At 42.5% G+C, this 13233-nt stretch carries 12 protein-coding genes and 1 pseudogene; 8 read left to right on the forward strand and 5 right to left on the reverse strand.

Annotated elements, in window-relative coordinates:
• Positions 1 to 2: 2 nt before the first annotated feature.
• The 4 genes from PTET_RS07755 to PTET_RS07770 are packed head-to-tail and all read right to left on the reverse strand — an operon-like array spanning position 3 to position 4049.
• A complete protein-coding gene (locus PTET_RS07755) occupies positions 3 to 773 on the reverse strand; it encodes an enoyl-CoA hydratase/isomerase family protein (RefSeq protein ID WP_013464899.1) in 771 nt (256 codons plus the stop codon).
• Positions 774 to 785: 12 nt separating this feature from the next.
• Positions 786 to 2393 carry a carboxyl transferase domain-containing protein gene (locus tag PTET_RS07760; RefSeq protein ID WP_024600979.1) on the reverse strand — a complete coding sequence of 536 codons (1608 nt, stop codon included), beginning with the start codon at positions 2391 to 2393 and terminating at the stop codon, positions 786 to 788.
• 10 nt (positions 2394 to 2403) lie between these two features.
• A complete protein-coding gene (locus PTET_RS07765) occupies positions 2404 to 3579 on the reverse strand; it encodes an isovaleryl-CoA dehydrogenase (RefSeq protein WP_096038417.1) in 1176 nt (391 codons plus the stop codon).
• A 35-nt stretch (positions 3580 to 3614) separates the two neighbouring features.
• Positions 3615 to 4049 carry a MerR family transcriptional regulator gene (locus PTET_RS07770; RefSeq protein ID WP_008114692.1) on the reverse strand — a complete coding sequence of 145 codons (435 nt, stop codon included), beginning with the start codon at positions 4047 to 4049 and terminating at the stop codon, positions 3615 to 3617.
• 329 nt (positions 4050 to 4378) lie between these two features.
• Here PTET_RS07770 and PTET_RS07775 point away from each other — a divergent pair, with 329 nt between their 5' ends.
• From PTET_RS07775 to PTET_RS07805, 7 genes are all read left to right on the forward strand, one after another.
• The gene (locus PTET_RS07775) at positions 4379 to 5560 is read left to right on the forward strand and encodes a thiolase family protein (protein WP_013464902.1); all 1182 of its coding nucleotides are present in this window, start codon (positions 4379 to 4381) and stop codon (positions 5558 to 5560) included.
• Between the two features lie 70 nt (positions 5561 to 5630).
• Positions 5631 to 7121: a CoA-acylating methylmalonate-semialdehyde dehydrogenase gene (locus PTET_RS07780; protein ID WP_013464903.1), complete on the forward strand. Its 1491-nt coding sequence runs from the start codon at positions 5631 to 5633 to the stop codon at positions 7119 to 7121.
• 120 nt (positions 7122 to 7241) lie between these two features.
• Positions 7242 to 8399 carry an acyl-CoA dehydrogenase family protein gene (locus PTET_RS07785; RefSeq protein WP_013464904.1) on the forward strand — a complete coding sequence of 386 codons (1158 nt, stop codon included), beginning with the start codon at positions 7242 to 7244 and terminating at the stop codon, positions 8397 to 8399.
• Positions 8400 to 8409: 10 nt separating this feature from the next.
• A complete protein-coding gene (locus PTET_RS07790) occupies positions 8410 to 9189 on the forward strand; it encodes an enoyl-CoA hydratase (RefSeq protein ID WP_013464905.1) in 780 nt (259 codons plus the stop codon).
• Complete coding sequence (locus PTET_RS07795; RefSeq protein ID WP_013464906.1) at positions 9189 to 10346, forward strand: enoyl-CoA hydratase/isomerase family protein; 1158 nt, start codon at positions 9189 to 9191, stop codon at positions 10344 to 10346. The genes PTET_RS07790 and PTET_RS07795 overlap by 1 nt, the downstream gene beginning before the upstream one ends.
• A 4-nt stretch (positions 10347 to 10350) precedes the next feature.
• Positions 10351 to 11250, forward strand: a complete 900-nt coding sequence (mmsB, locus tag PTET_RS07800) for a 3-hydroxyisobutyrate dehydrogenase (RefSeq protein ID WP_013464907.1) — start codon at positions 10351 to 10353, stop codon at positions 11248 to 11250.
• Positions 11251 to 11259: 9 nt separating this feature from the next.
• Positions 11260 to 12030 (forward strand): SDR family oxidoreductase, encoded by a 771-nt coding sequence (locus tag PTET_RS07805; protein WP_013464908.1) that lies wholly within the window; start codon positions 11260 to 11262, stop codon positions 12028 to 12030.
• Positions 12031 to 12132: 102 nt separating this feature from the next.
• On the opposite strand, the pseudogene PTET_RS19290 reads toward PTET_RS07805, so the two are convergent.
• A pseudogene (locus tag PTET_RS19290) lies at positions 12133 to 12569 on the reverse strand (phage integrase N-terminal SAM-like domain-containing protein); the annotation flags it as partial.
• A 252-nt stretch (positions 12570 to 12821) separates the two neighbouring features.
• Between PTET_RS19290 and PTET_RS07815 the strand changes: the two are divergent.
• Positions 12822 to 13097: a hypothetical protein gene (locus PTET_RS07815; protein ID WP_013464909.1), complete on the forward strand. Its 276-nt coding sequence runs from the start codon at positions 12822 to 12824 to the stop codon at positions 13095 to 13097.
• Positions 13098 to 13233 lie beyond the last annotated feature (136 nt).

Raw genomic sequence — 13233 nt, forward strand, 5'->3', positions numbered from 1 at the left:
TCCTAGAGTTGCCATTGGGGAGGGCGTTTATCAAAAAAGGCGCTCAGTCCTTCTTGGCCTTCAGTTGATACACGAATTTTAGCTATACGCTCTGCAGTCAGTGCAATTAGCTCCTCGTTTATCTCTTTATTGGCAACATCGTTAATAAGTGCTTTTGCGGCTTTAACGGCAATAGGGCCGTTATCAATCAAGGTTTGCAGCAAATTATCGAGGGCTGTCTCTAAGTTCCCAGTAATTTGATGCACTAAACCCAGTTGCTTTGCTGTGTGGGCATCAAACACTTCTGCAGTTAAAAAATATCTGCGTGCAGAACGCTCACCAATGGCCTTAATCACATAAGGGCTGATCACGGCAGGTATTAGCCCAAGTTTAACTTCACTTAAACAAAATTGTGCATCGTCTTTACTAAGCGCAATATCACAGCAGGCAATTAAGCCTAATGCCCCACCAAAGGCGGCACCTTGTACCGCACAAATTGTAGGATGCGGGCTCTGTGCTAATACTTGCATAAGTTTAGCCAGTTGCATTGAATCAGCTAAGTTATCGTTATAGTTATTATCTGCCATCGATTTCATCCAGGCTAAGTCGGCACCGGCTGAAAAATGTTTACCTTCGGTTTTGAGTACTAAGGCACGAATATCGAGTGTATTAGCATGTTCAATACATTGAATAAGCTCATGGATAACGTCGCTATTAAACGCATTACGTTTTTCTGGGCGGCTTAAAACGAGTACAGCCACATTAGATTTTGTTATTTGTAGTGTTACTGACATTGTGCGCTCCGGTTACATTCTAAATACGCCAAACTTAGACTCACGCTGTGGTGCATTTTTAGCTGCTGTTAATGCAAGCCCTAACACATTACGTGTATCGACAGGGTCTATAATGCCATCGTCCCATAAGCGGGCACTGGCATAATAAGGATGACCTTGTTGTTCGTATTGACTAATAATTGGCTTTTTAAAATCGCTAACTTCTTGCTCGCTCATGCTTTCGCCTTTACGGGCTAATCCATCTTGTTTAACTTGTGCCATAACACCGGCAGCTTGCTCACCACCCATGACTGAAATACGGGCATTTGGCCACATCCACATCATGGTCGGTTCAAATGCACGGCCACACATTCCATAATTGCCGGCGCCATAAGAGCCACCAATAAGCACGGTGAATTTTGGTACATCAGCACACGACACCGCCATCACCATTTTAGCGCCATGTTTAGCAATGCCTTCGGCTTCGTATTTTTTACCGACCATAAAGCCAGTAATATTTTGTAAAAATACCAATGGAATGTTGCGCTGAGCACACAGCTGAATAAAGTGCGCGCCTTTTTGCGCCGACTCACTAAATAAAATACCGTTATTAGCCACTATGCCCACAGGGTTGCCATAAATGCTGGCAAAGCCTGTCACCAATGTTTCGCCAAAGTAACGTTTAAATTCATCAAAAGACGAGTCATCGACAGTGCGGGCTATTACTTCACGCACATCAAATGGCTTTTTAAGATCAGTACCAACAATGCCGTAAAGCTCGTTAATATCGTAACGGGGAGCTTTTACGTCATCTAATAATGGGGCGGTAGGGCGTGTGTAATTAATTCGCTCTATGCATTGGCGTGCAATTGATAATGCATGCGCATCATTTTCAGCGTAATGATCGGCCACACCCGATGTTTTACAATGAACATCGGCGCCGCCAAGCTCTTCTGCGGTAACTTCTTCACCGGTTGCCGCTTTTACCAGTGGTGGGCCTGCTAAAAATATAGTGCCTTGCTCTTTAACAATAATACTTTCATCGGCCATAGCAGGAACATACGCACCACCTGCGGTACATAAGCCCATAACCACTGCAATTTGTGGAATGCCTTTACCCGACATACGTGCTTGATTGTAAAAAATACGCCCAAAATGCAGTTTATCTGGAAATACATCGTCTTGCTCTGGCAAATTAGCACCGCCAGAATCAACTAAGTAAATACACGGTAAGTGGCAACGCTCAGCAATATCTTGTGCGCGTAAATGCTTTTTAACAGTAAGGGGGAAATAGGTGCCACCTTTAACTGTCGCGTCGTTTGCAATCACCATACATTCAACGCCTTTCACGCGACCAATACCTGCAACCACACCGGCACAAGGTATCTCTTGTTCATACACACCAAATGCAGCAAATTGCGATATTTCTAAAAAGGGTGAGCCTTCATCTAATAAAGTACTGATACGGTCACGAACAAACAGCTTTCCTCTGCTTTCATGGCGCTCTTTAAGTGCAGCGCCACCACCTAAGCTAATATTGGCAACTTTATCGCGTAAATCATCCACCAGCGCCGACATATTTTTGTGGTTTTGCACAAAACTAGGATCGTGGGGATTAACGCTCGATTTTAAAATCGTCATAAATTAATCCTTAACGGCTTTCAGTAAATAATTCACGACCAATTAACATACGGCGTATTTCTGAGGTGCCTGCACCAATCTCGTATAATTTCGCATCACGCAGTAAGCGACCTGTTGCGTATTCGTTTATGTAGCCATTGCCGCCTAAAATTTGGATTGCATCAAGGGCCATTTTAGTTGCAAGCTCTGCAGCGTATAAAATTGCGCCAGCTGCGTCTTTACGGGTGGTTTCGCCGCGATCACAGGCTTTTGCTACTGTGTACACATAAGAGCGGGCTGCATTCATTTGTGTATACATATCGGCAATTTTGCCTTGAATTAACTGAAATTGACCAATAGGACTGTCAAACTGCTTACGCTCATGAATGTAAGGCACCACAATGTCCATACATGCTTGCATAATTCCTAACGGGCCTGCAGCTAAAACAACTCGCTCGTAATCAAGGCCGCTCATAAGTACCTTAACGCCTTCGTTTAAGTTACCTAAAATGTTTTCTTCGGGTACTTCGCAGTTATCAAATACCAGTTCACAGGTGTTTGATCCGCGCATACCGAGTTTGTCGAGTTTTTGTGCGGTAGAAAACCCCGGGAATGTTTTCTCAACAATAAAGGCGGTAATACCTTTCGCACCGGCGTTTAAATCTGTTTTTGCGTAAATAACCAGAGTATCGGCGTCAGGGCCATTGGTGATCCACATTTTATTGCCGTTTAAAATGTACTTATCGCCTTTTTTCTCGGCTTTAAGTTTCATTGATACAACATCAGAGCCTGCGTTAGGCTCACTCATGGCCAAGGCACCAATGTGTTCACCGCTAATTAGTTTAGGTAAGTATTTTTCTTTTTGTGCTTGTGATCCATTACGGTTTATTTGATTAACACACAGGTTTGAATGCGCACCGTAACTTAAACCAATAGAGGCACTTGCACGGCTAATTTCTTCCATGGCAATAACGTGCTCTAAATAACCTAAGCCAGCACCACCAAATTCTTCATCCACGGTCATGCCAAGCACGCCCATTTCACCCATTTGCGGCCAAAGTTCATTGGGGAACGCATTATCAAGGTCAGTTTTTTCAGCTAGTGGGGCAATTTCTTGACTGGCAAAGCTGTTTACGTGACTGCGGATCATATCTGCAGTTTCGCCAAGGCCAAAGTTCATTTCTTTATATAGTGAAATAGTGCTCATGATTAATTCCTGTGTGTTGATGACGTTGTTATATTTTATTCATCTATTTTGCTAAGCGTGTCGCGACAGCGACGTTCAGCGGTGACCAGTTCCATAAGAACCACTTTAATGTCATCCATCTGTTGTGAAAGATCGGCTTTTTTCTCACTGATAAGGTCAAGCATAGTAACTAACTGTTTTGCACTTGATTTATCAGCATCATACAGTTCAAACAAACGACCTGTTTCAGCTAAGGTGAAACCTAAACGTTTACCGCGCAGTATTAGCTTAAGGCGTACCTTGTCGCGCTTTGAGTAAATACGTGTTTGGCCATTGCGCTCTGGCGATATTAACCCTTGGTCTTCGTAAAAACGGATAGAGCGGGTAGTAATATCAAATTCTTTCGCTAATTCGCTGATACTAAAAGTTTGTTCGTTTTTAGCCGGCTCATTGGCTGAATTTGCAAAGTTTGTTTGATTATCTGATTTCATTGTAATGTTTACCTCATTCGAATATCACCAATATAAGTGAAGTTTACGTAAAGGTAAAGTGCGATCTGGTTGTTATACTTTAGACGTACAAAATAAATGCGGATTTACAGTAGAAGTTGAGTGTTTATAAACGTTATAAGCCATTTGTGGAGGTTGTCATACATTTTTAGCAAGCTTGCTTTACAGTTTTCACACTAATTAGAAAGTTGATTTTAGATTTACGTTGGCGTAAACGTAAATTTTATGTATGCTCGTATTTATCAGATTAGTTTAAACATTAAGCTAAACATAATAAAACATGTTTGCGTTAATAGAAAATGGAGCCTTTTATGTCTTTCGAAAGCGTTGTAATTGTAGCAGCAAAACGCACCCCAATGGGTGGATTTATGGGCGCACTAAGTGATGCGCAGTCTACTGAACTAGGTGCTACAGCTATTGCAGGTGCACTTGCTCAAACGGGTTTAAGCAATGATGCAATTGATGAAGTGATTATGGGCTGTGTATTACCAGCTGGCTTAGGCCAAGCGCCTGCACGTCAAGCAATGCTTAAAGCGGGGCTTGCACTTAGCACCGGTGCTACCACTATTAATAAAGTATGTGGCTCGGGTTTAAAAGCAGCGATGTTAGCGAATGATTTAATTAAGGCGGGTTCTATTGAATCAGCAATCGCTGGTGGTATGGAAAGCATGACCAATGCGCCTTACTTTATTCCTAAAGCCCGTGGCGGTATGCGTATGGGACATGGTGAAATAAAAGATCATATGATGAGCGATGGCCTTGAAGATGCTTACGACAATAAAGCAATGGGTTGTTTTGCTCAAGACACAGCCGATGAATACGGTATTGGTCGTGAGCAAATGGATAATTTTGCATTAAGCTCACTGACTAAAGCAAAAGCTGCAATTGAAAATGGTAGCTTTGAGAACGAGATTACTCCGCACACTATAAAAACGCGTAAGGGTGACATCACCGTTTCAATCGATGAGCAACCTGGCAACGCACGACCTGAAAAAATTCCAAGCTTAAGAGCTGCATTTAAAAAAGACGGCACCATTACTGCCGCTAACTCATCGTCTATTTCAGATGGTGGCGCAGCACTGATTTTAATGAGCGAATCAAAAGCAAAAGCAGAGGGTTTAACGCCACTGTGCAAAATTGTGGCTCACAGCACGCATTCTCAAAAACCCAGTGAATTTACCGTAGCGCCTGTTGGTGCAATGAACAGCGTACTTGAAAAAGCAGGGTGGACAACCGCCGATGTTGACCTATGGGAAATTAACGAAGCGTTTGCCATGGTTACCATGCTAGCTATTAACGAGTTAAAGCTTGATGAGAACAAAGTTAATGTTAACGGTGGAGCCTGTGCATTGGGTCATCCTATTGGTGCCAGCGGTGCGCGTATTTTAGTAACACTTATCCATGCACTTAAAAACCGGGGTCTTAAAAAGGGCGTAGCCTCTTTATGTATTGGTGGCGGTGAAGCCGTTGCCATGGCCGTAGAAGCACTTTAACTAATAATAAAGCCGCAGCAACTATAACAAAAACGCTGCGGTACCCAATTTAATCAATAGGATTTTAATTATGCACCAAGTACCCTTACTCATTAACGGCGAATTTATTCAATCAACTTCAAATGAATTAATTGATGTTGTAAATCCTGCTAATCAAGAAGTGTTAGCGCAAGTACCTTGTGCTACAGACGCTGAAATGGACGCGGCTATTGCCTCTGCCAGCGAAACGTTTAAAACGTGGAAAGACGTACCAATTACAGAACGTGCGCGCATTATGATGAAATACGCGGCGCTGTTAAAAGAAAACCATGACGAACTAGCCACTATTATTTGTCATGAATTAGGTAAAACATTTGAAGATGCAAAAGGCGATGTGTGGCGTGGTATTGAAGTAGTCGAGCAAGCTGCTAATGCACCATCATTAATGATGGGCGAGACGATGGAAAACGTAGCGCGTAAAATCGATACCTATTCATATATGCAGCCACTAGGTGTATGTGCAGGTATTACCCCATTTAATTTTCCGGCCATGATCCCACTTTGGATGTTCCCACTGGCAATTGTGTGTGGTAACACCTTTATTTTAAAACCGTCTGAGCAAGACCCACTTACGCCAATGCGTTTAGCTGAGCTATTTATTGAAGCGGGTGCACCAAAGGGTGTTTTACAAGTTGTGCACGGTACAAAACCACAAGTAGACCGTTTATTAGAAGACAAAGCGGTTCGCGCTATTTCATTTGTAGGTTCATGTGGCGTAGGTGCATACATTTATTCTAAAGGCACACAACATCTAAAACGTGTGCAAGCCTGTGTGGGCGCTAAAAACCACATGGTAATTATGCCTGATGCAAGCAAGTCTCACGTAGTTAATAACTTAGTAGGCGCATCGGTTGGTGCGGCAGGCCAGCGTTGTATGGGTATTTCAGTGGCGGTATTTGTTGGCCAAGCAAAAGACTGGGTTGATGAAATTAAAGCTGGCTTTGAAGGTGTACGCCCAGGTGTATGGGATGATGCAGACGCTGCATATGGTCCGCAAACATCACCAGCTGCAAAAGCGCGTATTTTATCATTGATTGCCGATGGTAAAGCGCAAGGCGCAACCTGTTTAATTGATGGCTCTGACTTTACTGTTGAAGGGTTTGAGCAAGGTAACTGGATAGGCCCAACGTTATTTACTGATGTAACCAAAGAGATGAACTTGTACAAAGAAGAGATTTTTGGCCCAGTACTGGCGTGTATGTTTGTAGATACGCTTGAAGAAGCCATCGCCCTTATTAACGAAAGCCCTTACGGTAACGGTACCTCATTATTTACATCAAGTGGTGCAGCTGCACGTAAGTTCCAACACGAAATTGAAGTGGGTCAAGTGGGTATTAATGTGCCTATTCCTGTGCCACTGCCATTTTTCTCGTTCACGGGTTGGAAAGGCTCATTCTACGGCGATACTCACACCTATGGTAAACAAGGTATTCGTTTTTACACAGAAACTAAAACTATTACCTCTCGTTGGTTTGAGGATGACATTGCCTCAGGTCCAAACATGAGTATTAATCTTAAATAATATTGCACTGAATAATTAATAAAAAAGAGGGGCACAACACACAGTGTTGTCGCTCCTCACTAATTACTCCCGTTATGGGATGCTTTGACAACAAACAAAACACACTTAAAGAGGTCTACCATGGACTTTAACTTATCTGAAGATCAACAAGCCTTTGCGCAAACCGCTCGCCAATTCGCAGAGTCTGAACTAGCACCACACGCTGCCAAGTGGGATCGCGAACATATTTTTCCTAAAGACACAATAAAAGCCGCTGGTGAGCTAGGTTTTTGTGGTTTATACACCCCAGAAGAAGCCGGTGGCTTAGGTTTATCTCGCTTAGATTCAAGCATTATTTTTGAACAGCTGGCGATGGGCTGTACCGCAACAACGGCTATGTTAACTATTCATAATATGGCAACCTGGATGATAGCCAGTTTTGCGACCGATATCGTAAAAGAGCAATACGTTGAACAATTAGTAATGGGTGAATTACTTGCATCGTACTGTTTAACTGAGCCAGGCTCGGGTTCTGATGCTGCGTCATTAAAAACTAAAGCAGTGCGTGACGGTGATGAGTATGTTATTAACGGCTCAAAAATGTTTATTTCAGGCGCCGGTGAAACAGAAATTCTAGTGGTCATGGCGCGTACGGGAGCCGATGGCCCTGGTGGTATTTCGGCTTTTGTTGTACCTGCAGATGCATCAGGTGTTGAATACGGTAAAGCAGAAGAAAAAATGGGGTGGAATGCACAGCCCACACGTTTAATTAGCTTTGAAGATGTGCGTATTCCAGCCGCAAACTTATTAGGCCAAGAAGGTGAAGGCTTTAAATTCGCCATGCAAGGTTTAGACGGCGGCCGTATTAATATTGCCACTTGCTCTATTGGTACAGCCCAAGCGGCACTTAATACGGCCCGTGAGTATTTAAAAGAGCGTACCCAATTTGGTAAGCCATTGGCTGCGTTTCAAGCGCTACAGTTTAAAATTGCCGATATGAATACCGAGCTTGTAGCAGCACGCCAAATGGTGCGCTTAGCGGCGTTTAAACTCGATACTAACGACAGTGAAAAAACCACTTATTGCGCCATGGCTAAACGTTTTGCCACCGATGTTGGTTTTACCGTGTGTAATGACGCGCTGCAAATTCACGGTGGCTACGGTTACATAAAAGAATACCCGCTTGAGCGCCATGTTAGAGATGTACGTGTTCATCAAATTCTTGAGGGCACTAACGAAATTATGCGTGTGATTATTGCGCGTCGTATTTTAGCCGAATCAGCCAGCGAAGTTTTATAAGGAGATTAGTATGTCAAATCCTAGCATTGAGTTAACTATTGAAGGCCATGTAGCTATTTTAACCATGTCGAATCCGCCAGCGAATACCTGGACGAAAGACACCTTAGTGGCGCTTAAAGACACGGTTAACCAATTAAATACCAATAAAAATATTTATGCGTTAGTACTGACTGGTGAAGGCGAGAAGTTCTTTAGCGCCGGTGCCGACCTAAATGTATTTGCCAGTGGCGATAAAGGTGTAGCTGCAGATATGTCACGTGTATTTGGTGAAGCGTTTGAAGCGCTAACTAATTTTAGAGGTGTGTCGGTTGCAGCCATTAATGGCTATGCAATGGGTGGCGGCCTTGAAGTAGCGCTTGCTTGTGATATTCGTATTGCAGAAGAGCAAGCACAAATGGCGTTACCTGAAGCAAAAGTGGGTTTATTACCGTGTGCTGGTGGAACGCAAAACTTAGCATGGCTTGTTGGCGAGGGCTGGGCAAAACGCATGATTTTATGCGGTGAGCGCTTAAAAGCCGATAAAGCCCTACAAATTGGCTTAGTGGAAGAAGTGGTTGCACAAGGTGAAAGCTTTGCCGCAGCATTAAAACTGGCAAACCAAGTAGCAGAGCAAAGTCCATCGTCGGTTGCTGCATGTAAAACCTTGATTCAAAAAGGGCGTCATCAACCAATGGCGAATACATTGCCACTGGAGCGTGAACTGTTTGTTGGTTTATTTGATACCGAAGATCAGCAAGAGGGCGTGAACGCCTTTTTAGAAAAACGTAAAGCTATTTGGGTGAATGGCTAATGACAGAACTTACTCGTTTAAATTCAGCTGATGCTGCCGTGGTATTTGAAACAGCAACCACAGACAATGGCCGACTCATTGGTTTTGCAACCTTAAATGCGCCTAAATCGTTAAATGCCCTTAATTTTGAAATGATCAGCTTACTCGAGCCGCAACTACAGCAATGGGACAAAGACGATAACATTGCATTAGTGGTTCTTAAAGGCACTGGTGAAAAAGCATTTTGTGCCGGTGGCGATGTAGTGAGCTTACACAAAGCAATGAGTGAGGGAAAACCGAGCTCACTGGTTGAAGAATTTTTTACTCAAGAGTATCAGCTCGATTACCTAATTCACTGTTACAACAAACCCATTTTAGTGTGGGGTAACGGGATTGTAATGGGCGGCGGTTTAGGTTTAATGGCCGGTGCCAGTCATCGCGTAGTGACTGAAACATCACGCATTGCTATGCCAGAGCAAACCATTGGTCTTTACCCTGATGTAGGTGGCAGTTATTTTTTACATAAAATGCCTGCGCATGTTGGTTTGTTTTTAGGGCTGACCTCGGCATCAATAAATTGTGAAGACGCTAAGCTTGTATCGCTTGCCGATCACTTTGTAAATGCCGATAAATACCCAGAGCTTGTTGAAGCGTTACTCAATACTAAATGGGGTAAAACAGCAAGTTTAAACCACGACAAGCTAAGTAACTTGCTTATTGAGTTAGATAACAACTCTAGCCGTATGCCTAAAGGCAATTTAAAAGCCAACTTATCGCTAATTCAAAAGTTAGGCGACTTTGACACCTTACAGCAGCAGGTAGATTACATTTTAAACCTAACCACAGATGACAAATGGCTACAACGTGCACAAAAATCGTTGGCGCATGGTTGCCCTTTAAGTTGTGCCTTAGTAAGTGAGCAGCTCAAACATAGCAAAGGTAAAAACTTAGCTGAGTGTTTTAAAATGGAATTGGGCATGTCGGTTCGTGCCGGTGAAGTGGGCGAGTTTCAAGAAGGTGTACGTGCCTTACTAATCGATAAAGATGGTGCGCCACAGTGGCAGTTTAAATCGTTAGCTGATGTACCAAAAGAAGTAGTAGAGAGCTTTTTTGCAAACCGCTTTGGCGAGCAACATCCGCTAGAGCCGTACTTTTCACAACTAAATTTACAAGGGTAAAGCGATGAGTAAACTTAATATAGGATTTATTGGTTTAGGAAACATGGGCGGCCCAATGGCAGCAAACTTAGTTAAAGCAGGCCACAGTGTGCGCGTGTTTGACTTAAGTGCAGAGGCCGTGAAAGAGCTTGTGAATCATGGGGCTAGTGCGGCGCAAAGCGCCAGTGACTGTGCTCACGAGGCTGATGTGCTAATTAGCATGCTACCGGCAAGCAAACATGTTAAATCACTTTATTTAGGCACAGACGAGCAATCGGGTTTAATTAAAGTACTGAGTAAAAGTACCTTAGTGATTGATTGTTCAACTATAGATGCACAATCAGCACGTGACGTTGGCCATGCCCTAAGTGAGCAAGGTATTGCGTTTGTTGATGCACCGGTATCGGGTGGTGTAGCAGGTGCAACAGCAGGAACGCTTACGTTTATCGTTGGTGGTGAGCAAGCTGCATTCGATAAAGCCAATACTGTATTAGTCGATATGGGTAAAAACATATTCCATGCTGGTGATATTGGTGCTGGGCAAGTTGCCAAAATATGTAACAATATGCTGTTGAGTATTTTAATGGCAGGCACCAGTGAAGCCATTCAAATGGGCATTAATAACGGCCTCGACGCAAAAGTACTCAGCGACATAATGAGCGCAAGTTCGGGTCGTAACTGGACGTTAGAACTTTATAACCCCTGCCCAGGTGTTATGGAAACCGCACCAGCTAGTAACGACTATAAACCCGGCTTTATGGTTGATTTAATGGCTAAAGATTTAGGCCTTGCTATGGAAGCGGCGCAACAAAGTAATTCACTGACGCCAATGGGCTCAATGGCTAAAAATTTATACACTATGATGCAGCACCAAGGTGCAGGCAGTGATGATTTTAGTGCCATTTTTAAATTGTTTTCGAAGTAGGAAAGTATTGTGGAAATAAAAAATAATACCGTAGTTATTACCGGTGGCGCACAAGGCTTAGGTTTTGCAATGGCGCAAAAGTTTGCCTTAATGGGCGCTAATATTGCCTTAATTGATATGGCGCAAGCCCAATTAAATGAAGCAACCGAGCAACTATCTGCATTAGCAGGCGTAACAGGCACTATTAAAGGCTACAGCGCCAATGTAACCGTTGAGAGCGAAGTTGAAGACGTTTTTAATACTATTAACAGTGACTTTGGCCACATTGGGGTATTAATTAATAACGCCGGCATTTTACGCGATGGTATGTTTATAAAAGCCAAAGACGGCAAAGTGGTTAAAAAAATGTCGCTTGAACAATTTCAATCAGTGATTGACGTTAACCTAACAGGTGTATTTTTAGCAGGGCGCGAAGCTGCAAGCCACATGATTGAATCAGGCAAAGGTGGCGTAATTGTAAATATGTCGAGCGTAGCGCGTGCGGGTAATATTGGCCAAACTAACTATGCTGCCTCAAAAGCCGGTGTTGTGGCACTAACCACTACATGGGCTAAAGAGCTTGGCCGTTTTGGTATTCGCGTTGGCGCCATTGCCCCAGGTGTTATTAGCACCGCAATGACCGATGTAATGAAGCCCGAAGCAAAACAACGCATGCTTGCTGTAACGCCCGTAGGGCGCTTAGGTGAAACCGCTGAAATAGCCCATACCGCACAGTATATTATCGAAAACGACTTTTTTACTGGCCGTGTAGTAGAGATAGACGGCGGTATTCGTTTGTAAACTAATGTTTATAAACGTATGAGTGTTAGTTGATTAAAAAGCACAGCCTTTTGGGTTGTGCTTTTTTTGTTTTAAGTCGGACATTTATAATTTTGAAAAAGGGCTGATGTATCCGTAAACGTAGTACCTCCATTAATCGCATACCACTGCCATAAAGTAATCCACAGGGTAAATAATGCTTCGCAGAGCACACTTTAAAAAATTGTTTATTTCTTGTTGCGTTAAAACTACCGGTAGTTTAGTTGCTCGTTTACCCTTAATAAAACCTAATGATAATGAGAGTGGCTTTTTAATCACTTCTTTAAATAAAAAGTTAAACGCATTTAAGGCTTGTGATTGAGTATTAGAAGCAACATTTTGTTGGTTGACTAAATGATTTAAAAAAGTTCGACCTCATTATCTCACATCGTTGTAGGGTGCCTCATAGAGTTAAAACGAATAAACGAAGCTATCCAGTATAAATAAGCTTTAACGGTACTTTTAGCATAACGCTTTAGATACATTTGTTCGGCTATCATAGTTAAAAAAGGTGATTTCATGACATGAATCTTTAGTAAAAAAGCAACTGTATATATGGACAGTGTTTATCGTCTTGTCCAATATTACTGATCTCCACCATTTTGGTGTATTTCTAAATTAAAGAAAAAAACTTAAAGTTAACTAATTATTTACAGGTGTTTATTAGATGGTTAAGATAAATGTATTGTAATATATGGACATTTGTTGGTTTATAAAGCGACAAATGTCGTAGACAAAATTGTTAAGTTGCACACACATATGGAGTAGTAAAATTGGAAGTTTTGAAAGATGTAGTTTTAGAATGGGCACTTTGGATTGACGTAATTGCACTTGTACTAATAGCATTAACTAGATTTTTCTCAAATACGAAATCTAGTTGGGCGGGTGTTGGCTGTATTTTAATTGTAATAGCACTTGGTAATGCTATTTCGTTAGTTAGCGTTGGTATTAACCCTACAGAACATATTGCTTCGTTATTTGGTTTAGCAGTGTTGGGATCATTAGGAGTTAGATTATTTAGTAATTGGCTCACTGATGGAGCAACTTAACAAGGCAAATCACGCGGAGGGCTAAAGCTGTCGCATTTTTTGCTAAAAACCAAAGGCGCAAAAAATGCGCCAGCACGCCGCCAGTGTTTGCGGCGTTGAGTAAATAAATAAACTGACACCCACTCTAATTTTTGCA

It is taken from the genome of Pseudoalteromonas tetraodonis (assembly GCF_002310835.1).
Lineage (GTDB): Bacteria > Pseudomonadota > Gammaproteobacteria > Enterobacterales > Alteromonadaceae > Pseudoalteromonas > Pseudoalteromonas tetraodonis.